Origin of the sequence: Mycolicibacillus trivialis (assembly GCF_002102395.1) — a bacterium.
Taxonomy (GTDB): domain Bacteria; phylum Actinomycetota; class Actinomycetes; order Mycobacteriales; family Mycobacteriaceae; genus Mycobacterium; species Mycobacterium triviale.
The window spans coordinates 1-20,263 of the sequence record NZ_LQPZ01000029.1; the positions used below are offsets into that span (position 1 = coordinate 1).

General features: G+C 70.2%; 20 protein-coding genes. 13 read left to right on the forward strand and 7 right to left on the reverse strand.

All coding sequences use genetic code 11. The features are described 5' to 3' along the window. Positions 1 to 103: 103 nt before the first annotated feature. Genes AWC30_RS18210 through AWC30_RS11160 form a run of 4 tightly spaced genes read right to left on the reverse strand, consistent with a single transcriptional unit; the run spans position 104 to position 5,400 of the window. Positions 104 to 1,555 (reverse strand): HNH endonuclease signature motif containing protein, encoded by a 1,452-nt coding sequence (locus AWC30_RS18210; protein ID WP_085110295.1) that lies wholly within the window; start codon positions 1,553 to 1,555, stop codon positions 104 to 106. A gap of 33 nt (positions 1,556 to 1,588) precedes the next feature. Beyond that, complete coding sequence (gene fadD17 / locus AWC30_RS11150) at positions 1,589 to 3,088, reverse strand: long-chain-fatty-acid--CoA ligase FadD17 (protein ID WP_085110297.1); 1,500 nt, start codon at positions 3,086 to 3,088, stop codon at positions 1,589 to 1,591. Positions 3,089 to 3,097: 9 nt separating this feature from the next. Then, positions 3,098 to 4,195, reverse strand: coding sequence for an acyl-CoA dehydrogenase family protein (locus tag AWC30_RS11155; RefSeq protein WP_085110298.1), 1,098 nt, complete (start codon positions 4,193 to 4,195; stop codon positions 3,098 to 3,100). Between the two features lie 26 nt (positions 4,196 to 4,221). After that, positions 4,222 to 5,400 (reverse strand): acyl-CoA dehydrogenase family protein, encoded by a 1,179-nt coding sequence (locus AWC30_RS11160; protein ID WP_085110300.1) that lies wholly within the window; start codon positions 5,398 to 5,400, stop codon positions 4,222 to 4,224. A gap of 164 nt (positions 5,401 to 5,564) precedes the next feature. Here AWC30_RS11160 and AWC30_RS11165 point away from each other — a divergent pair, with 164 nt between their 5' ends. From AWC30_RS11165 to AWC30_RS11220, 12 genes are all read left to right on the forward strand, one after another. Further along, positions 5,565 to 5,756 carry a ferredoxin gene (locus tag AWC30_RS11165; RefSeq protein ID WP_066856372.1) on the forward strand — a complete coding sequence of 64 codons (192 nt, stop codon included), beginning with the start codon at positions 5,565 to 5,567 and terminating at the stop codon, positions 5,754 to 5,756. A 13-nt stretch (positions 5,757 to 5,769) separates the two neighbouring features. Further along, positions 5,770 to 6,684: a 3-oxoacyl-ACP reductase gene (locus AWC30_RS11170; protein ID WP_085110301.1), complete on the forward strand. Its 915-nt coding sequence runs from the start codon at positions 5,770 to 5,772 to the stop codon at positions 6,682 to 6,684. Positions 6,685 to 6,846: 162 nt separating this feature from the next. Continuing rightward, on the forward strand, positions 6,847 to 7,611 hold the full coding sequence (locus AWC30_RS11175; protein ID WP_085110302.1) for an MlaE family ABC transporter permease: 765 nt from the start codon (positions 6,847 to 6,849) through the stop codon (positions 7,609 to 7,611). Positions 7,612 to 7,618: 7 nt separating this feature from the next. Further along, on the forward strand, positions 7,619 to 8,461 hold the full coding sequence (locus tag AWC30_RS11180; RefSeq protein WP_085110304.1) for an MlaE family ABC transporter permease: 843 nt from the start codon (positions 7,619 to 7,621) through the stop codon (positions 8,459 to 8,461). Positions 8,462 to 8,484: 23 nt separating this feature from the next. After that, a complete protein-coding gene (locus AWC30_RS11185) occupies positions 8,485 to 9,693 on the forward strand; it encodes an MCE family protein (RefSeq protein ID WP_085110305.1) in 1,209 nt (402 codons plus the stop codon). Then, on the forward strand, positions 9,693 to 10,730 hold the full coding sequence (locus tag AWC30_RS11190) for an MCE family protein (protein WP_085110307.1): 1,038 nt from the start codon (positions 9,693 to 9,695) through the stop codon (positions 10,728 to 10,730). Before AWC30_RS11185 ends, AWC30_RS11190 begins: the two co-directional genes overlap by 1 nt. A gap of 10 nt (positions 10,731 to 10,740) precedes the next feature. Beyond that, positions 10,741 to 11,787, forward strand: a complete 1,047-nt coding sequence (locus tag AWC30_RS11195; protein WP_109562031.1) for an MCE family protein — start codon at positions 10,741 to 10,743, stop codon at positions 11,785 to 11,787. Further along, positions 11,784 to 13,091 (forward strand): MCE family protein, encoded by a 1,308-nt coding sequence (locus AWC30_RS11200; RefSeq protein WP_085110309.1) that lies wholly within the window; start codon positions 11,784 to 11,786, stop codon positions 13,089 to 13,091. Before AWC30_RS11195 ends, AWC30_RS11200 begins: the two co-directional genes overlap by 4 nt. Continuing rightward, a complete protein-coding gene (locus AWC30_RS11205) occupies positions 13,088 to 14,257 on the forward strand; it encodes an MCE family protein (RefSeq protein ID WP_085110311.1) in 1,170 nt (389 codons plus the stop codon). Before AWC30_RS11200 ends, AWC30_RS11205 begins: the two co-directional genes overlap by 4 nt. Continuing rightward, positions 14,257 to 15,936, forward strand: coding sequence for a virulence factor Mce family protein (locus tag AWC30_RS11210; protein WP_085110313.1), 1,680 nt, complete (start codon positions 14,257 to 14,259; stop codon positions 15,934 to 15,936). Before AWC30_RS11205 ends, AWC30_RS11210 begins: the two co-directional genes overlap by 1 nt. Then, positions 15,936 to 16,628, forward strand: a complete 693-nt coding sequence (locus tag AWC30_RS11215; protein WP_085110314.1) for an Rv1363c family protein — start codon at positions 15,936 to 15,938, stop codon at positions 16,626 to 16,628. Before AWC30_RS11210 ends, AWC30_RS11215 begins: the two co-directional genes overlap by 1 nt. Continuing rightward, entirely contained in the window at positions 16,628 to 17,131 is a 504-nt protein-coding gene (locus AWC30_RS11220; RefSeq protein WP_085110315.1) for a mammalian cell entry protein, read from the forward strand. The genes AWC30_RS11215 and AWC30_RS11220 overlap by 1 nt, the downstream gene beginning before the upstream one ends. 1 nt (position 17,132) lies before the next feature. On the opposite strand, the gene AWC30_RS11225 is transcribed toward AWC30_RS11220, so the two are convergent. From AWC30_RS11225 to AWC30_RS17830, 3 genes are read right to left on the reverse strand one after another with little or no spacing between them, the layout of a single operon-like run. Next, complete coding sequence (locus AWC30_RS11225) at positions 17,133 to 17,645, reverse strand: hypothetical protein (protein ID WP_133053686.1); 513 nt, start codon at positions 17,643 to 17,645, stop codon at positions 17,133 to 17,135. 10 nt (positions 17,646 to 17,655) lie between these two features. Then, the gene (locus AWC30_RS11230; protein WP_085110317.1) at positions 17,656 to 19,128 is read right to left on the reverse strand and encodes an alpha,alpha-trehalose-phosphate synthase (UDP-forming); all 1,473 of its coding nucleotides are present in this window, start codon (positions 19,126 to 19,128) and stop codon (positions 17,656 to 17,658) included. Further along, positions 19,129 to 19,293 (reverse strand): hypothetical protein, encoded by a 165-nt coding sequence (locus tag AWC30_RS17830; RefSeq protein WP_165756477.1) that lies wholly within the window; start codon positions 19,291 to 19,293, stop codon positions 19,129 to 19,131. A 63-nt stretch (positions 19,294 to 19,356) separates the two neighbouring features. Here AWC30_RS17830 and AWC30_RS11235 point away from each other — a divergent pair, with 63 nt between their 5' ends. After that, complete coding sequence (locus AWC30_RS11235; RefSeq protein WP_085110318.1) at positions 19,357 to 20,259, forward strand: enoyl-CoA hydratase; 903 nt, start codon at positions 19,357 to 19,359, stop codon at positions 20,257 to 20,259. Positions 20,260 to 20,263 lie beyond the last annotated feature (4 nt).

Below are 20,263 nucleotides of genomic sequence, written 5' to 3' on the forward strand. Positions count from 1 at the left end.
ACTGCTGACCGTCGTGGGCGGTGCAGCCGGCGGCCAGCAGCGCCAGCACCGCGCCCAGGACGGTCAGCAGTCGCATGGTCCGGAGGCTACCGGCGGCCCGGAGTCAGAACGGGGGCGGATCGTCGTCGGCGGGCGGGGAGGGATCGGCGGCGATCATCTCGGCCTGGCGGGCCCGTCGGGCGTTGCGGTTGCGCCGCCGCTCGGCGGCGACATAGCGGGCGTGGCCGGCGGCGCGGGTTCGGCGGCGGGTCGGCATCATCGCGGTCCGGTTGGTGCACTCCCGGCCCGACTCCGGGTCGGGCGGCGCCAGGTCGCCGGTGGGCGCGCACAGGCTGGGGAACAGCAGCGTGCTGCCCGGCAGGGTGACGTAGGTGTGGCCGGTCGGCGCCGTCCAGATCACCGTGCCGTCGGGAAGCTGCTTGTCGCGCCAGTGCAGGAAAGTCTTGATCAGGTGGTGTTTTCGGCACAGCAGTTTGCAGTTGGAGGCGTGTGTTCGCCCGCCCGCGGCGAACGGGACGGTGTGGTCGATGTCGCAGCACAGGGCCGGTTCGTCGCAGTCGGGGAACCGGCAGGTCAGATCGCGGCACCGGATGAAATCGGCCAGCGCCCGCGACGGGGTGTAGCCCTGCTCCGGCGGCGCGTCGAGCGGGTGGGCCAGCGGGCGCAGCCGGGCGGAGGCGGCCAGTTCGACGAGCAGTTCGGCCGGGATGAGCCCGTCGGCGTCGAGCAGCGATGCCGACGAGTCCTGCGCGCCGGCCAGGGCCTGCTGGTCGGCGATGACGTGGATGACCACCGGCCGGGCTCCCGGCTTGTTCGCGGCCGGGCATTCGGAGCGTTGGCACAGGCAGGTCAGCCGGTCGGCGCCCGCGGCCAGCGCGCCCAGTGCGTCGGCGCGGCGCTGCTGGTGGTTGCGGGGGTCCTCCTCGCAGACGGTGGCGGCCAGCGCGTCCAGGCGGGCGTCCACCGCGCGGGCGTCGGCGGTGATGAGCCGGCCGCGCACCTCGGTCAGCCCGCCCTCCAGGTCCAGGGTGGTGACCTCGCGTCCGGCCAGCAGCTCCCGGCGCGTGCGCACCGCGTCGCGGTCGACGCGGGCGATGATCCGGTCGATGTGCCCGGACAGCCGGGAGCGGCTGAGCGACGGCCAGCGCGCGGCCCGCGCCGCCACGGCGGCGTCCACGGTGGCCAACACCTCCGGATCGTCGACGAGGGTGGTGCGATAGCTGATGGTCCGGAAGGTGCCGTAGCTGATGTCGCCGGCCAGCAGCAGCGCGCCCACCTTGGGCAACCGGTCGCGCATGTCGCGGGCGTACTCCAGGTAGCTGGCGGCCAGGCGCTGCCCGATCCTCAGCGCCGCCGCGACCTCGGCGGAGACCGCTTCGTAGGTGTCGATCGACCACTTCTCCTCGGCCGCGTGTTCCCGGGTGCGCAGGGTGTCGAGCTCACCGATCGCCGCGAGCCGCTCGCCGGCGGCCCGGCTCTCCGCGCGGCTTGCGGCGGTGATCCGGTCCACCAGCGCGGTGGTCGCCGGCGTCTCGGTCCAACAATGCTCGAACATGTGTTCGATTGTAGTCCCGCGCCCCGACACGCGCTACCGACGTGCGATGGCGAAGACCGGGTCGGTGCAGTCGGTGCCCGCGGCGCTCAATTCCCGCTTGATCACCTTGAAGGTCTGCGTGCGCGGCAGGTCGCGGGCGACCCGGATGAACGATGGCCACTGCTTGGGTCCGAGGTCGGACTGGGCGGCCAGGAAATCGCGGAATGCGCCCGGGTCGAACTCGACGCCGGGGGCCAGGACCAGCGCGGCCATCACCCGGTCGCCGACCGCCGGGTCCGGGACGGGGTAGACGGCGGCCTCGACGACGTCGGGATGGCGCAGCAGCACCCGCTCGATGGGCGCGGTGCCCAGGTTCTCCCCGTCGACGCGCATCCAGTCGCCGAGGCGGCCGGCGAAGTAGGCGTAGCCGGCTTCGTCGCGGTAGGCGAGGTCGCCGCTGTGGTAGATCCCGCCGGCCAGGCGCTCGGCCTCGGCGTCGGGGTCCTTGTAGTAGCCGCGGAACTGGCCCGCTCCGGTCGTGTTGACCAGCTCGCCGACCACGCCGGGCGGGCACGGCTCACCGGTCTCGACGTCGACGATGTCGACCCCGTTGGCCAGCGGACCCAGCGCGCCGGGTGGGGTGTCCGGGGTGCGCGCGATGCTCACCCCGCCCTCGGAGGAACCGAAACCGTCGACGACGGTGACGTCGAACCGCTCGGCGAACCGGGCGATGTCACGGGCCGCGCCCTCGTTGCCGTACACCAGCCGCAGCGGGTTGTCGGCGTCGTCGGGGGCCGGCGGGGCCGCCAGGACGTAGGAGAGCGGCTTGCCGACGTAATTGGCGTAGGTGGCGTTGTAGCGGCGCACGTCGGGAAGGAAGCCGGAGGCGGAGAACTTGCGCCGCAACGCGATCGAGGCACCGGCGTGCACCGCCGGCGCCCAGCCCGCCATGATCGCGTTGGAGTGGAACAGCGGCATCGCCAGATAGCAGGTGTCGGCCGGGCCCAGGCCGAAGCGTTCGGCCAGCATTCGGCCCGGGTGGGCGACCTTCCAGTGCGTGCAGCGCACCGCCTTGGGGTCGCCGCCGGTTCCGGAGGTGAAGATCAGCATGAACAGGTCGTCGGGGTCGGCCGCCGGGAAGTCCACCGGTACCCCGGAGTGGGAGGCCAACTCCGCGGCCCACTCCGGTGATGCCACGTCGATCGCGCCCGGCACCGAAATCCCCGAGGTGTCGTCGGTCAGCACCAGTTGGCAGTCGGCGTGTTCGATGTCGCGGGCGAGCGCGGCGCCGCGGCGGATGGGGTTGAGCCCCACCGGGACGACGCCGCTGTGGGCGGCCGCCACCAGCAGTGCGGAGAACAGCGGTGTGTTGCCCAGCAGCACACCGACGTGCGGCGGTCTGGTCGGGTCCAGCCGCGCCCGCAGGGCGGCTCCCAACTCGGCGCCGTCCTGAATGTGATTGCGCCAGCTGACGAAACCGTCCTCGCTGTGTACGCCACGATCGTCGACCTGCGCCAACCGGGACAGCGGCGCGGTGACGGTCAGCTCCGACACGGACGCGAGTCAGGCCGGGCTGTCGGCCAGATTGCGGCCGATCGACAGCAGCGCACCGGTGGCGTTGCCGAGGGCGAACTCGGTCTGCTTGGCGGACAGGAAGTAGCGGTGCACCGGGTGGTCGACGTCGATGCCGACGCCGCCGTGGATGTGCACGATCGTGTGCGCCACCCGGTGGCCGGCATCGGCGGCCCAGAACGCGGCGGTCGCGACCTCGTTGTCCGCCGGCAGGTCTTCGGAGACCCGCCAGGCGGCCTGGGTCAGAGTCAGGCGCAGGCCCTTGATGTCGATGTAGCCGTCGGCGAGGCGTTGGGCCACCGCCTGAAAACTGCCGATCGGGCGGTCGAACTGCTCGCGCTCACGGGCGTACTCCGCGGTCAGCTCCAGGCCGCGCTCGAGCACGCCGAGCTGAAACGCGCTGCGCCCCAGCGTGCGCCGGGAAAGCAGCCAGGGCAGCGTGGTGTCGTCACCGACCACCAGGGAGGCGTCGGCGGTCACCTGCGCCAACTCCAGGTGCCCGACCGAGCCGCGGCCGGTGGTGTCCAGTGCGGTCACCGTCAACCCCGGGGTGTCGGCGTCGAGGAGGAACACCCGCGCGCCGTCGTCGGTGTCGGCCGCAACCAGGAAGGCGTCGGCGACCGCGGCGTAGCCCACCTGGGTGCGGGTGCCGCTGAGCGTGTACCCGGAGTCGTCGCCGGTGGCGCGCACCGGCGCCTCTCCCATGTCGGCGTCGAGGGCGACGGTCAGGATCTTGGTGCCGTTGACCGCCGGGACCGCCCAATCCTGTTGCAGCGCTTCGGAGCCGAATCGGGCCAGGGCGCCGGCTCCGAGAATCACCGACTCCAGATAGGGCACCGCGGCCAGTTGGCGTCCGAGTGCGGTCAGCACCGCGGTCTGCTCGAGGACGCCGAAGTCGGCACCGCCCAACGATTCCGGGGCGACCGCCGAGAGGATGTCGGAGTCGGTGAGCTTCCGCCACAGGTCTCGATCGAAGCGCTGGTCGAGTCCGTCGAGGGCGCGCTGGTGCTCCGGGGTGCACACACTGTCGACGATGGTGCCGACCAGGCCGGAGAGATCCCGGGCCGCTTCGGTGGTGGTGAAGTCCATGATGAGAGGTCCTTTGCCTGGAGGGGTCAGCGGCTGCGGGGCAGGCCGAGGGCGACCATGCCGATGATGTCGCGCTGCACCTCGTTGGTGCCGCCGCCGAAGGTCAGGATCAGTGCCGCGCGGTGCATCCGCTCGACCCGGCCGCGCAACAGCACGCCCGCCGAGTCCTGGCGCAGGGTGGCGGCGCTGCCCAGCACCTCCATCAGCAGCCGGTAGGCCTCGGTGGCCAGTTCGGTGCCGTAGACCTTGGCGGCCGACGCGTCGGCAGGGGAGGGGGCGGCGTCCTTGGCCGAGGCCAGCTCCCAGTTGTACAGCTTGAGCACCTCGGCCTTGGCGTGCACGCGGGCGAGGTTCAGCTGGACCCACTGCGAGTCGATCAGCCGGTTGCCGTGCACGTCCTTGGTGTCCTGCGCCCACCGGCGCACCTCGTCGAGGGCGGTGAAGATGGGCTGCGCCGAGACCAGCGCCACCCGCTCATGGTTGAGCTGGTTGGTCACCAGCTTCCAGCCGCCGTTCTCCTCGCCGACCAGGTTGGTCACCGGCACCCGCACATCGGAGTAGTAGGTGGCGCTGGTGTCCGGGCCGGCCATGGTGTGCACCGGGGTCCAGGAGAACCCGTCGGCGGTGGTCGGCACGATCAGCATCGAGATGCCGCGGTGCTTCTTGGCCTCGGGGTTGGTGCGCACCGCCAGCCAGACGTAGTCGGCGTAGGCGATCAGCGAGGTCCACATCTTCTGCCCGTTGACCACGTAGTCGTCGCCGTCGCGGACCGCGGTGGTGCGCAGCGCCGCGAGGTCGGTACCGGCCTCCGGTTCGGAGTAGCCGATCGCGAAATGCAGGTCGCCGGAAGCGATCTTGGGCAGGTAGAACTTCTTCTGCTCGTCGGTGCCGAACGCCATGATCGTCGGGGCGACGCTGTTGATCGTCAGGAACGGCACCGGGGCGCCGGCGATCGCCGCCTCGTCGGTGAAGATCAGCTGATCCATCGGCGGCCGGGCCTGCCCGCCGTACTCGGTCGGCCAGCCCAGCGCGAGCCAGCCGTCGGCGCCCATCTGGGCGACGGTCTCGCGGTAGACGTTGCCGGTGCCGTACTCGCCCTGGGTTGAGCTGAGCGCTTCGCGCCGCTCCGGGGTCATCAGCGTGGTGAAGTACGACCGCAACTCCCGACGCAGATCTTCCTGCTCAGGGGTGTAGTGGATGCGCATGGGCGTGTCGACCTCCGATTCGATGCATCGTGCCACAGGTCGCCGGCGACGGCCCTGCACTCGCCATTCCTTGTAACACGTTCTAGTCTGAGGGTCCAAGCCGTATTCTGTAGCCGCGGCCCGCAGCCCCGGGTCCGTTCGGCACACGGTGCAAGGAGGTAGTCATGCGAGTGGAAGTGGACCTCGATCGGTGTGAGGGCAACGCCATCTGTGTTGGTATCGACCCCGACATCTTCGAGCTGAACGACGACGAGCAGGCGCACGTCAAGATCGCGCCGATCCCCGCGGACAAGGAAGCACACGCCCAGCAGGCCATCGACGAATGTCCGCGCGCCGCCCTGATCCGCCGAGACTAGAGGTATTCATCAATTGACTGACAGCAACAACGCGACCGATCTCTCCGGAAAGGTCGCGGTGGTGACCGGTGCTGCCGCCGGACTGGGCCGCGCCGAGGCCATCGGCCTGGCCAGGTCCGGGGCCACCGTCGTGATCAACGACATCGCGGCCGCCCTGGACTCCTCCGACGTGGTCGACGAGATCAGCGCCGCGGGCGGTACCGCGGTGGCGGTGCCCGGCGACATCTCCGAGCGGGCCACCGCCGACGCGCTGGTGGAGCGCGCCGACGAGCTCGGCGGGTTGTCGATCGTGGTCAACAACGCCGGGATCACCCGGGACCGGATGCTGTTCAACATGTCCGACGAGGAGTGGGACGCGGTGCTCGCGGTGCACCTGCGGGGGCACTTCCTGCTCACCCGCAACGCCGCCGCGTACTGGCGGGCGAAGGCCAAGGCCGGCGACGGCACGGTCTACGGCCGGCTGGTCAACACCTCCTCCGAGGCGGGCCTGGTGGGCCCGGTCGGCCAGGCCAACTACGGCGCGGCCAAGGCGGGGATCACCGCGCTGACGCTGTCGGCGGCCCGCGCCCTGGGCAACTACGGGGTCTGCGCCAACGCGATCGCGCCGCGGGCGCGCACCGCGATGACCGCCGCCGTCTTCGGCGAGGAGCCGGAGCTGGCCGAGGGCGAGGTCGACTCGCTCTCCCCGGAGCACGTGGTCAACCTGGTCCGGTTCCTGTCCTCGCCGGCCGCCGAGAAGGTCAACGGCCAGCTGTTCATCGTCTACGGGCCGACCGTGACGCTGCTGGCCGCACCCACCATCGAGCACCAGTTCACCGCCGAGGCCTCGGCGTGGGATCCGGCCGTGCTCGGCGAGACGCTGCGCGGTTACTTCGCCGACCGGGACCCGGCGGTGAACTTCGCGGCGACCGCTGTCATGGAGTCCTGAGCGCACCCGAAACGGACCGTATTTAGCGGAATTAAGTGCGTTTTACCAGCTTTGACAGCGAGAACACGTTCTAGTTAATATGATGCCGCTCACAGCGGCCGACATCCACCGAACCAGTGCGTGCAACGCTGTCCACACCACAGCGCGAGAAGGGAACCGAGGTTGATCGAGCGGCTCGCGGTTCCGGCACGGGCTGTGGGCGGCTTCTTCGAGATGTCCATCGAGACCTTTCGGGGCATCTTCCGTCGGCCCTTCCAGCTGCGCGAATTCCTCGATCAGACCTGGATGATCGCGCGGGTGTCGCTGGTGCCGACGCTGCTGGTCGCGATCCCGTTCACCGTGCTGGTGGCGTTCACCCTCAACATCCTGCTGCGCGAGATCGGCGCCGCCGACCTCTCCGGCGCCGGCACCGCGTTCGGCACCATCACCCAGCTGGGGCCGGTGGTCACCGTTCTGGTGGTGGCCGGGGCCGGTGCCACCGCGATCTGCGCCGACCTGGGCGCCCGCACCATCCGCGAGGAGATCGACGCGATGCGGGTGCTGGGCATCGACCCGGTGGCGCGGCTGGTGGTGCCGCGGGTGCTGGCCTCGACCTTCGTGGCGCTGCTACTCAACGGGCTGGTGTGCGCCATCGGCCTGTCCGGCGGCTACGTTTTCTCGGTGTTCCTCCAGGGCGTCAACCCGGGGGCATTCATCAACGGGCTGACCGTGCTCACCGGGCTGCCCGAACTGCTGCTCGCGGAGGTCAAGGCGCTGCTGTTCGGGGTGGTGGCCGGGCTGGTCGGCTGCTACCGCGGCCTGACCGTAAAAGGTGGGCCCAAGGGCGTCGGCAACGCGGTCAACGAGACCGTCGTCTACGCATTCATCTGCTTGTTCGTGATCAACGTCATCATGACCGCGATCGGCGTGCGGGTGCTGACCCGGTGAGGCCGCGATGAGTTACGACGCCACCGTCAAGTTCCAGCGCTTCGTCGCCGGGCTACCGCGCTTCGCCGACGGCTTCGGCGAGCAGGCGCTGTTCTACGGCCAGTCGATGCGCTACATCCCCAACGCGCTCACCCGCTACCGCCGCGAGACGATCCGGCTGATCGCGGAGATGACGATGGGCACCGGGGCGCTGGTGCTGATCGGCGGCACGGTCGGCGTCGCCACCTTCCTGACCCTGGCCTCCGGCGGGGTCATCGCCGTGCAGGGCTTCTCCTCGCTGGGCGACATCGGCATCGAGGCGCTCACCGGGTTCCTCTCGGCGTTCCTCAACGTGCGCATCGTCGCGCCGGTGGTGGCCGGCATCGCGCTGGCCGCCACGATCGGCGCCGGCGCCACCGCCCAACTCGGGGCGATGCGGGTGGCCGAGGAGATCGACGCGGTGGAGTCGATGGCGGTGCATGCCGTGTCCTATCTGGTGTCCACCCGCCTGATCGCCGGGCTGATCGCGATCATCCCGCTGTACTCGCTGGCGGTGCTGGCCGCGTTCTTCGCCGCCCGGTTCACCACCGTGTACATCAACGGCCAGTCGCCCGGGCTCTACGACCACTACTTCGACACCTTCCTGAACCCCGTCGACCTGCTCTGGTCGTTCGCCCAGGCGATCGTGATGTCGGTGGCGGTGATGCTGGTGCACACCTATCACGGCTTCAACGCCGCGGGCGGCCCCGTCGGCGTCGGCATCGCGGTCGGCCAGGCCGTGCGCACCTCGCTGGTCGTCGTGGTCGTCATCACCTTGCTCATCTCGCTCGCCGTCTACGGCGGGTCCGGTAACTTCAACCTCTCCGGTTAGCGAAAGGACCGAACACCAGCACCATGGCCAGCACGGACGCCAACCGCACACACGTCAGGATCGCCGCGGCGATCCTGGCGTCGTTGTTGGCGGCTGCCGCGGTGTTCACCTTCCTGGCCTACACCGCGGCGTTCACCCCGACCGACACGATCACGGTCACCGCGCCGCGCGCCGGGCTGGTCATGGACCCCGACGCCAAGGTCAAATACCGCGGCGTGCAGATCGGCAAGGTCAAGTCCATCGACTACGTCGGCGACCAGGCGCAGCTGACGCTGGCCATCACCCGCGGTCAACTGCGCTACGTGCCGTCGGACGCGACCGTGCACATCGCCAGCAACACCATCTTCGGCGCCAAGGCGGTGGAGTTCCTCAAACCGGAAGCTGACACCAAGCCGGCGGCGCCGATGCGCCCGGACACCGTGGTGGACGCCTCGGCGGTGCAGGTGGAGGCCAACACGCTGTTCGAGTCCCTCAGCGACGTGCTCAAGAAGGTCGACCCGGTGCACCTCAACGCGACGATGAGCGCGCTGGGGGAGGGCCTGCGCGGCCACGGCGACGACCTGGGCGCCACCCTGACCGGACTGAACGACTATCTGGCCCAACTCAACCCGCGGATGCCCACCGTGCATGAGCTGTTCGCCAAAACCGCGACCGTCGGCAACATCTACGCCGACGCGGGCGACGACCTGGTGACGGTCGTCAGCAACGTCCCCGACATCAGCGCCACGATCGTCGACCAGCAGGACAACCTCAACGCGGCGCTGCTGGCCGCCACCGGGCTGGCCAACAACGCCTACGACACCCTCGCGCCGGCCACCGACGACTACATCGCCGCAATCCAGCGGGCCCGGGCGCCGGCGAAGGTGCTCGGCGACTACTCGCCGGAGTTCGGCTGCCTGCTGGAGGCGCTGGTCACCGCCAAGCAGAACTTCGGTCCGATCATCGGTGGCACCAAGCCGGGGCTGTTCGTCTCCTCCAACTTCGTGCCCGGCGTGCCCGGCTACACGTACCCGGAGAGCCTGCCGATGGTCAACGCCTCCGGCGGGCCCAACTGCCGTGGGCTGCCCAACTTCCCGAACAAGCAGATGGGCGGCTCCTGGTACCGGGCGCCGTTCCTGGTGACCGACAACGCCTACATTCCGTTCGAACCGAACACCGAGCTGCAGTTCGACGCCCCGTCGACCGCGCAGTTCCTGTTCAACGGCGCCTTCGCGGAACGGGACGAGTACTGATGCGCGTGGACAAGACGATGGTCAAGGTGTCGGTGTTCACCGTGGTGATGCTGCTCGTCGCGGTCGGGCTGGTGGTGATCTTCGGAGAGTTCCGGTTCGCCGCGGGCAACACCTACCACGCCACCTTCCACACCGCCTCCCGGCTGAAGTCCGGCCAGGACGTGCGGATCGCCGGTATCCCGGTGGGCACCGTGAAATCGGTGAAACTCCAGGACGACAACAACGTCGACGTCACCTTCGACGTCAACAAGCGCTACCAGCTCTACACCTCCTCGCAGGCGCTGATCCGCTACGAGAACCTGGTCGGCGACCGCTACCTGGAGATCACCTCCGGGCCGGGCGACCTGGTCAAACTGCCCCCGGGCGGCACCCTGCCGCTGGACAACACCCAGCCGGCGCTGGACCTCGACGCGCTGCTCGGCGGGCTGCGGCCGGTGGTCAAGGGCCTCGACGGGCAGAAGGTCAACGAGATCAGCGGCGCGATCATCGAACTGCTGCAGGGCAACGACGGCGCGCTGTCGTCGATGCTGGCCTCCACCAGCGCGTTCAGCCAGTCCCTGGCCGCCCGCGACCAGCTCATCGGCGACACCGTCACCAACCTCAACACGGTGCTGGGCACCGTGGACGCCAAGGCCGAGGAGTTCGACACCAGCGTCGACCAGCTCCAGCAGCTCATCACCAGCCTCGCCGAGGGCCGCGACCCGATCGCCGGGGCGATCGAGCCGCTGGCCTCCGCCGAATCGGACCTCACCGACATGCTGGTCAAGGGCCGCCGGCCGCTGCAGGGCGTGCTGGAGAACATCCGGCCGATGGCCACCGTGCTCGACGACCGCAAGGGCGAGGTCAACGACGTCATCGAGCCGCTGGCCGAGAACTACATGCGGCTCAACGCGCTCGGCGCCTACGGGTCGTTCTTCAACATCTACTACTGCTCGATCCGGATCAAGATCAACGGCCCGGCCGCCAGTGACGTGCTGATCCCGTTCGGCGGCCCCGCCGACCCGTCGAAGGGGAGGTGCTCCCCTGTCAAGGATTGACGGCGTGTCCATGATGGACCGCACTCTGCGTACCGGGATCTTCGGCGTGGTCGCCGTGGTCTGCCTGGTGTTGGTGTCGTTCGGCTACACCTCGCTGCCGTTCTGGCCGCAGGGCAGGAACTACAGCGCCTACTTCACCGACGCCAGCGGCATCGCGCCGGGCAGCGACGTGCAGATCTCCGGGATCAAGGTCGGCAAGGTCAAGTCGGTGGCGCTCGACGGCGCCAACGCCCGGGTGGACTTCACCGTGGACCGCACGCTGACCATCGGCGACCAGTCGCTGGCCGCGATCCGCACCGAGACCGTGCTGGGGGAGAAGGCGCTGGCGATCAGCCCGGGCGGCTCCGGCGCGGTCACCGTCATCCCGGTCGGACGGACCACCACCCCCTACACGCTGAACACGGCGCTGCAGGACCTGGGCGGCAACGCGGGCGCCCTGGACAAGGACCAGCTCGAACGGGCGCTGAACGTGCTGACCGACTCGCTGCACGAGGCCACCCCGCAGCTGCGGGGTGCGCTGGACGGGGTGGCCGCACTGTCGCGCAGCCTCAACGCCCGCGATGAGGCGTTCGGTCAGCTGCTCGGCCACGCCAGGTCGGTCACCGCCTCGCTCAGTGATCGCGCCGACCAGGTCACCCAGCTGGTCAACGACGGCAACCAGCTCTTCGCCGCGCTCGACCAGCGCCGTCAGGCGCTGGCCACGCTGATCACCGGCATCGACGACGTCTCGACCCAGCTGTCCGGGTTCGTCACCGACAACCAGGCCGAGTTCGGCCCCGCCCTGACCAAGCTCAACCTGGTGCTCGACAACCTGCTGGAGCGCAAGGACCACATCAGCGAGGGCCTGCGCCGGCTGCCCGGCTTCGCCACCGCGCTCGGTGAGGTCGTCGGGTCCGGCCCCGGCTTCCAGATCAACCTCTACGGTCTGCCGCCGGCCACCATCTCCGAGGTGCTGCTCGACGCCTACTTCCAGCCCGGCAAGCTGCCCGACAGCCTCGCCGACTACCTGCGCGGGATGATCACCGAACGCCTCATCATCAGGCCGAGGTCCCCATGACGATCACCTCGACCGGCTTCCGCAACACGGCCATGCGCCGCACCCTGGTCGGGGTGCTGGTGGCGATGCTGGCCGCCGGGATCTATCTGGTCTGGCCGGCCACCCGCGGGCACACGATCGTCGCGTACTTCCCGTCGGCGGTCGGGCTCTACCCGGCCGACGACGTCCGGGTCGCCGGGGTGCCGGTGGGCCGCATCGACTCCATCGAGCCGCGCGCCGACGACGTCAAGGTCACGATGACGATCAACCCGGGGATCAAGATCCCCGCCGACGCCGACGCCATCGTGATCGCACCCAACATCGTCTCGGCTCGGTTCATCCAGTTGCGACCCGCCTACACCGGCGGGGCGACGCTGCCCGACGGGGCGGCGCTGGACACCGACCGCACCGCGGTGCCGGTGGAGTGGGACGACGTGAAGTCCGAGCTCACCAAGCTCAGCGGTCAGCTGGGCCCGCAGATCGGCGAGTTGCAGGGCCCGCTGAGCCGGTTCGTCAACCAGGCCGCCGACACCTTCGACGGCAACGGCGACTCGTTCCGTGAGGCGCTGCGCGAGCTTTCCCAGACCGCCGGGCGGCTCGGCGACTCGCGCGGGGACCTGTTCGGCACCATCAAGAACCTGCACATCCTGGTCGACGCGCTGTCCGCCAGCAACGAGCAGATGGTGCAGTTCTCCGACCACGTCGCCTCGGTCTCCCAGGTGCTGGCCGACAGCTCGGTCGGCCTCGACACCACCCTGGGCACCCTCAACCAGGCGCTGTTGGACGTGCGCGGCTTCCTCAACGAGAACAACGACGTGCTGATCGGCTCGGTGGACAAGCTGTCCCAGCTCACCCAGATCACCACCGACCAGAGCGACGCCATCGAGCAGGTCCTGCACATCACCCCCAACGGGCTGGCGAACTTCTACAACATCTACGACCCCGCCCAGGGCGCGGTGACCGGGCTGCTGTCGCTGCCCAACCTGGCCAACCCGGTGCAGTTCATCTGCGCGGGCACCTTCGACGTCGGCTCCAACCCGGAGAACTTCAAACGCGCCGAGATCTGCCGGCAGCGGATGGGCCCGGTGCTGCGCCGCGCATCGATGAACTTCCCGCCGCTGCTGCTGCACCCGGTCAACGGCATCACCGCCTACAAGGGGCAGGTCATCTACGACACCCCGGAGACCCAGGCGAAGGCACAGACCCCGATCCCCTACCTGCAGTGGCAGCCGCTGCCCGGCGTGACCCCGCCGGACCCCGCGGAGATCAGCAAGCTGCTGCTGCCCGCCGACCCCGAGCAGGGCGAGCAGGGGGACGGCGAATGAGCGCGACGCGGTGGACGGCGCGGCTGAGACGCGCCGGGGTGCTGGCGACGGCCGGGCTGCTGCTGGCCGGCTGCCAGTTCGGCGGACTGAACTCGCTGAACATGCCCGGCACCAAGGGGCACGGCAAGGGCTCCTACAACATCTGGGTGCAGGTGCCCGACGTGGCCACCCTGCCGCAGAACTCGCCGGTGATGATCGACGACGTCACCGTCGGCAGCGTCTCGGGGGTGCAGGCCGTGCAGCGCCCGGACGGCACCTTCTACGCGCTGCTGCAGCTGTCGCTGGAAGGCGACGTGGACCTGCCCGCCAACGCCATCGCCCGGGTGGCGCAGACCTCGCTGCTCGGATCCCAGCACGTCGCGCTGGCCGAACCCGAGGACACCCCGCCGATCGGCAGGCTGAGCGAGGGCTCGGAGATCCTGCTGACCAACTCCGATCGCTACCCGACCACCGAGGAAGTGCTGGCCTCGCTGGGCATGGTGGTCAACAACGGCAATCTCGGGGCGCTCCAGGACGTCACCGAGGAGATGTACGCCGCGGTGGTGGGCCGCACCGAGGGGCTGAACACCCTGATCCCGCGGCTGGCCGAACTCACCGGGTCCCTCGAGCAGCAGACCGGCGACATCATCGCCGCGCTCGACGGGCTCAACCGGTTCTCCGGCAAGCTGGCCGCCAACAAGGAGCACCTGGGCAACGCGCTGGAATCGCTGCCCGGCGCGCTGGGGGTGCTCAACGAGAACAGCGGCGTCATGGTCGACGCGTTCACCGCGCTCGGCCGGATGGGCGAGGTGGCCGCGCGGGTGCTCTCGGAGACCAAGGAAGACTTCGTCGCCGACCTGATCGACATGTACCCGGTGGTCAAGTCCTTCGCCGACAACGCCGACAACCTGGTCGGCGCGCTGCCGATCATCCTGACGTTCCCGTTCACCAGCTACTACATCAAGAACGCGGTGCGCGGCGACTACCTCAACGTGTTCGTCACCTTCGACCTGACCCTGCGCCGGCTCGGCGAGACGGTGTTCACCACCTCCGCCCTCGACCCGAACATGCAGCACCTCTCCGAGGTGGTCAACCCGCCGGACTACCTCATCGGGGCGATGGCGAACCTGTCCGGGCAGGCCGCGAACCCGTTCGAGATCCCGCCGAAGAACGGGGGTGAGGGCTGATGCTGGACCGTCTCACCCGGGTGCAGTTGGCCATCTTCTCGCTGGTCACCGTGCTGTCCGTCGGCGCCATCTCGATCTTCTACCTGCAGGTGCCCTCCGCGCTGGGCATCGGCACCTACAACGTGACTGCCGACTTCGTCGCCGCAGGCGGCATCTACGAGAACGCCAACGTCACCTACCGCGGCGTGACCGTCGGGCGGGTGCAGTCGGTGAGCCTCAACGACGACGGTGTCGACGCGCACATGCGGCTGAACTCGGGCATGCCGATCCCGGACAACGTCACCGCGACCGTCAAGAGCGTCTCGGCCATCGGCGAGCAGTACATCGACCTGGTGCCGCCGGACCCGGCGTCGAAGGAGAAGCTGCGCGACGGCGCCCGCATCGGCCAGGACCGCACCGCGATCGGCCAGGACATCGCCGGCATGCTCGCCGAGGCGCAGAACCTGGTCAGCAGCCTCTCCGACAGCAGGGTGCAGGACCTGCTGACCGAGGCGTTCAAGGCCTTCCACGGCTCCGGACCGGAGTTGGCCCGGCTCATCGAGGCGTCCCGGCTGCTGGTCGACGAGGCCAACGCCAACGCCGGGGACACCTTCGCGCTGATCGACCAGGTCGGCCCGTTCCTCGATGCCCAGATCCGCGCCGGCGACGACATCAAGGCGATGGCCGACGGGCTGGCCCGGTTCACCACCGAGATGCGCAACGCCGACCCGGAGTTCCGCCAGACCCTGGCCACCACCCCCGGCGCGGTCGACGCCGCCAACACCGCCTTCAGCGGGATCCGGCCGTCGTTCCCGGCGCTGGCCGCCAACCTGGCCAACCTGGGCCGGATCGGGGTCATCTACCACAAGTCCATCGAGCAGGCGCTGGTGATCTTCCCGGCCCTGATCGCGGCGCTGATCACCGTCGCGGGCGGGGTGCCCCCCGACGAGGGCGGCAAGCTCGACTTCAAGGTCAGCCTCGGCGACCCGCCGCCGTGCCTGGTCGGGTTCGTGCCGTTCACCGAGATCCGGTCCCCGGCCGATGAGACGCTGCGCGAACTGCCCGACGACCTATACTGCAAGACCGCGCAGAACGATCCGGCGGTGGTGCGCGGGGCGCGGAACTACCCCTGCATGGAGGTGCCCGGCAAACGCGCCCCCACCGTGCAGCTGTGCCGCGACCCGGAGGGCTACAAGCCGATCGGCTCCAACCCGTGGCGGGGCCCGCCGATCCCGTACGGCAGCGTTCCGGTCACCGACCCGCGGATGACCCTGCCGATGAACAAGTTCCCCTACATCCCACCGGAAGCCGACTACGACCCCGGCCCGCCGGTGGTGCAGCTGCCGCCGGGAACCCCGCCCGGTCCGGGACCGGCGCCCAACCCGCCGTATCCGCTGCCGATGCCGCCCAACGAGCCGGGCCCGCAGCCCGCGCCGTGGCCGTACTACGCGCCGCCGGACCAGAACCTGCCGACCGCCCCGGGCGGCAACGACGGCCTGCCGCCCTACGGGCGTCAGCCGCCGGGACCGCCGCCCGGCCCGCCGCCGCAGGCCGCCGGGCCCGCCTACGGCGTCTACGACTCGCAGAGCGGGGAGTTCGTCGACCAGGACGGCACCACCGGGGTGTTCGCGTCCGGGGCGAGCGGGGCGACCTCGGCGGAGAACTGGGTGGATTTGATGCTCGACCCCAGATCCGCATAATGGCCGACGTGGCAACCGAGCAGAACGACACGACCGCGGACACCGGCGCCCGGGTGCGCCGCCGCGCGTCGCGCCAGGCCGGGCCTGCCGGGGAGGCGGCCACCGCGCGGGTGGTCTCCACCGGCCGGCCGGCCGCACCCGTGCTGCCCCCGGGCCCGCCGGCGCGCCCGCAGTCGCATCGGATGCTGGTCGCCGCGGTGGCCGCGGCCACCGCGTTCGTGCTCACCGCGGTGCTGGCCGGGCTGGTCGCGGTGGCCGCCCGGTCCCAGCATCGCGCCGATGCGCAGGCGGATCGCCAGCAGCGGTTCGTCGACACCGCCACCCAGATGGTGGTCAACATGTTCAGCTACGACCAGGACCACATCGATGACAGCATCGACCGCTGGATCCACGACCTCAGCGGGCCGCTGCGCGACCAGTTCAGCCAGCCCGGCACCGTCGACATGCTCAAGGGCCTGTTCGTCGACACCAAGGCCGACTCGGAGGCGGTGATCAACGCCGCCGCCCTGGAGGGCATCGACGAGGACACCGACCGGGCCTCGGTGCTGGTGGCCGCCCGGGTCACCGCCACCGACGTCAACGACGGCGTCAACCAGCCGTCCCAGCCGTACCGGCTGCGGGTGATCGTGCAGGAGGACTCGACCGGCGCGATGACCGCCTACGACCTGCTCTGGCCCAACGGGGGCGCGTGATGCCCGGGACGTCGCCGTGGCCGCAGCGGTTGGTCGGGATGCTCGCGGTGCTGCTGGCAGTCGGGTTCGTCGCGCTGGCGGCGGTCGGCGGGTCACTGTACTGGCAGCGGGTGGAGTCCCGCGCCGCCCAGGACACCCGCGCGGAACTCGCGCCGCTGGCCGCCGAGACGATCCCGAAGATCCTCGGCTACGACTACCAGACCGTCGAAACCACGATGACCGACGTCTACCCGCTGCTGACCCCGGGCTACCGGCAGGAATTCGAGACCCAGGCCACCCAGACGGTCATCCCGCAGGCCCGGCAACGCCAGATCGTCAGCCAGGTCAACGTGGTCGGCCGGGGTGTGATGTCCGCGGCCCGCAACACCGGCACGGTGCTGGTCTACCTGAACCGCACGGTCACCGACAAGAGCAAGGAACCGCTGGTCGACGGGGCGCGGGTGCAGGTCAGCTACCAGAAGGTCGACGGCCGCTGGCTGATCGACATGATCAAGCCGATCTGAGTCACGCCGAGCAGTGCCACGGGTCGTTGCAGTGCAACGGGTGCTGGTCGATCGGGACGTCCAGCGGCCGGTCGAAGGTCAGCGTGAACGGCGTCTTGGTCAACGCCGGGGCCACCTTCCCGCCGCACACCTCGGCGTTGGACCGGGTGTGGGTGCCGGCCAACGTCACGCTGTCGAAGCTGTAGGTCTCCTGGATCTCGGCCGTCGAACCGTCCGGGCAGGTCAACCCGCGCGGCACCGGGAAACTCGTCGTCCACAGGTTGTTGGTCAGCCGGAACTGGCCGGCCTTCTCGTCGGACGTGTTGGGCACGACCATTGACCCGAGGATGGAACAACCCATCGGCGTGCAGGTCGGGTAGAGCCGCCACGTCGCCGTCGGGGCGCCGTCCTCGTGGTAGGTGTACATCCCCTGGATCGGGGCGGCGGGCTGTGCGACGGCGGGGCCTGCCGCGGTCAGCCCCACCGCGGCGGCGACGACGGCGGCGGCACCGGCCAGTCCACGAGATCGCATCATGGTGCCCAATTTAAGCAGAGCCGCCCGGCGGTGTTGCCGGATCGGCGCCCGCCGCCCCCAGGGCGTCCAGGAACGATCGGGCCCAGCGGTCCACGTCGTGGGTGAGCACCTGCCTGCGCAGGGTCCGCATCCGGCGCCGGCCCTCGTCGGCGGACTGGCCGATCGCGGCCTCGATGGTGTTCTTCACCCCGTCCAGGTCGTGCGGGTTCACCAGGTAGGCGTGCCGCAGTTCGTCGGCGGCGCCGGTGAACTCGCTGAGCACCAGCGCGCCGCCCAGGTCGCTGCGGCAGGCGATGTACTCCTTGGCCACCAGGTTCATGCCGTCGCGCAGCGGGGTGACCAGCATGACGTCGGCGGCCACGAAGAACGCGATCAGCTCGTCGCGCGGCACCGGGCGGTGCAGGTAGTGCACCACCGGGTGGCCGACCTCGCCGTACTCGCCGTTGATGTGGCCGACCTCGCGTTCGATGTCGTCGCGCAGCTCCCGGTAGCTGTCCACCCGCTCCCGGCTGGGGGTGGCCAGCTGGACGAACACGGTGTCCGCGCCGCTGACCCGGCCCTCGGCGAGCAGCTCGGAGAACGCCTTGAGCCGGACGTCGATGCCCTTGGTGTAGTCCAGCCGGTCCACGCCGAGCAGGATCGTGCGCGGGTTGCCCAGCTCGGCGCGGATCTCGCGGGCGCGGCGGCGCACCGCGCGTTGGCGGGCCTGCCGGTCGAGGCTGGCGGAGTCGATGGAGATCGGGAACGCGCCGACCCGCACGGTGCGCGACCCGTAGGCCACCTCACCGAACCGCGAGCGCACCCCGACCGAGGCGCGGCTGGTGGAGGCGCCCACCAGCCGGCGGGACAGGATCAGGAAGTTCTGCGCGCCGCCGGTCAGGTGGAAGCCGACCAGGTCGGCGCCGAGCAGCCCCTCGGTGATCTCGGTGCGCCACGGCAGCTGCATGAACAGCTCGACCGGCGGGAACGGGATGTGCAGGAAGAAGCCGATGGTCAGGTCGGGGCGCAACTCCCGCAACATCGCGGGCACCAGCTGCAGCTGGTAGTCCTGCACCCACACCGTCGCGCCGTGCGCGGCGGCCCGCGAGGTGGCCTCGGCGAACCGCCGGTTGACGTCGACGTAGCGGTCCCACCAAGCCCGGTGGTAGGTGGGTTTGACGATCACGTCGTGGTACAGCGGCCACAGCGTGGCGTTGGAGAACCCCTCGTAGTACTCGGCGATGTCGTCGCCGCTGAGCGGCACCGGGTGCAGCAGCAGGTCGTCGTCGGCGATCGGCTGGTGGGCGTCGGCGGGCAGGTCGGCCACCCCCGGCCAGCCCACCCAGGCGCCGCGGCGGCGGCGCAGCAGCGGCTCCAGCGCGGTGACCAGACCGCCCGGGGCACGCTTCCAGGTGGTGCTGCCGTCCGGGTGCCGCTCCATGTCGATGGGCAACCGGTTGGCCACCACGACGAAATCGGACTCGCCGTGCGGTCCCGTCCCCATCTAGGCGTCGGTCTTCGCCGGCCCGATACCGAGCATCGACAGGAATACCCGGCACTCGTCGGCATCGGTCGCGTAGGCGGCCACCACCCGCCGCGCCTGCCGTTCGGTGCTGTCGGCCAGCGGCTCCACCTCGCCGATCGCGGCGGGATCAGATTTTGCGGACATGGGGTCAACTGTAGGCGAAATGCCCAGATCGCGGCGGTCAGCCGGCCCGGGCCGGCAGGTAGGGTGCTGCACGTGACTGCCGAGACGGTGACCTACGAGACCCTCGACGACGGCCGGATCGCCCGGATCTGGCTGAACCGGCCGGAAAGCCACAACGCCCAGCACCGCACCCTGCTGGTCGCCCTCGACGAGGCGTTCGCCCGCGCCGAGGCCGACGACGAGGTGCGGGTGGTGATCCTCGCGGCGCGCGGCAAGAACTTCTCCGCCGGCCACGACCTGGGCTCGGAGGAGGCGCTCACCGAGCGCAGGCCCGGACCCGGCCAGCACCCCACGTTCACCACCCACGGCGGCACCCGCACCGGCGTGGTGGAGAAGACCTACCTGCAGGAGTGGCACTTCTACTTCGAGAACACCCGGCGCTGGCGCGACCTGCGCAAGATCACCATCGCCTCGGTGCAGGGCAACGTCATCTCGGCGGGGCTGATGCTGATGTGGGCGTGCGACCTGATCGTCGCCGCCGACAACGCCCGGTTCTCCGACGTGGTCGGGGTGCGGCTGGGCATGCCCGGCGTCGAATACTATGCCCACCCCTGGGAATTCGGACCGCGCAAGGCCAAAGAGCTGCTGCTGACCGGCGACTCGATCGACGCGGACGAGGCGCATCGGCTGGGCATGGTGTCCAAGGTGTTCCCGCTCGACCGCCTCGAGGAGGACACCCTGGCGTTCGCCCGGCGTATCGCGCAGCGCCCGACGATGGCGGCGCTGCTGATCAAGGACTCGGTCAACGCCGCCACCGACGCGATGGGTTTCGACGAGGCGCTGCGGCACGGCTTCCACATCCACCAGCTCGGGCACGCCCACTGGGCGGCGACCAACGACAACCGCTTCCCGGTGGCGCTGCCGCCCGACGTCGAGGACTGGCGCACCGCGGGCCCGACTGAAACGGCCCGGCGCGACCGGCCCTGACCCA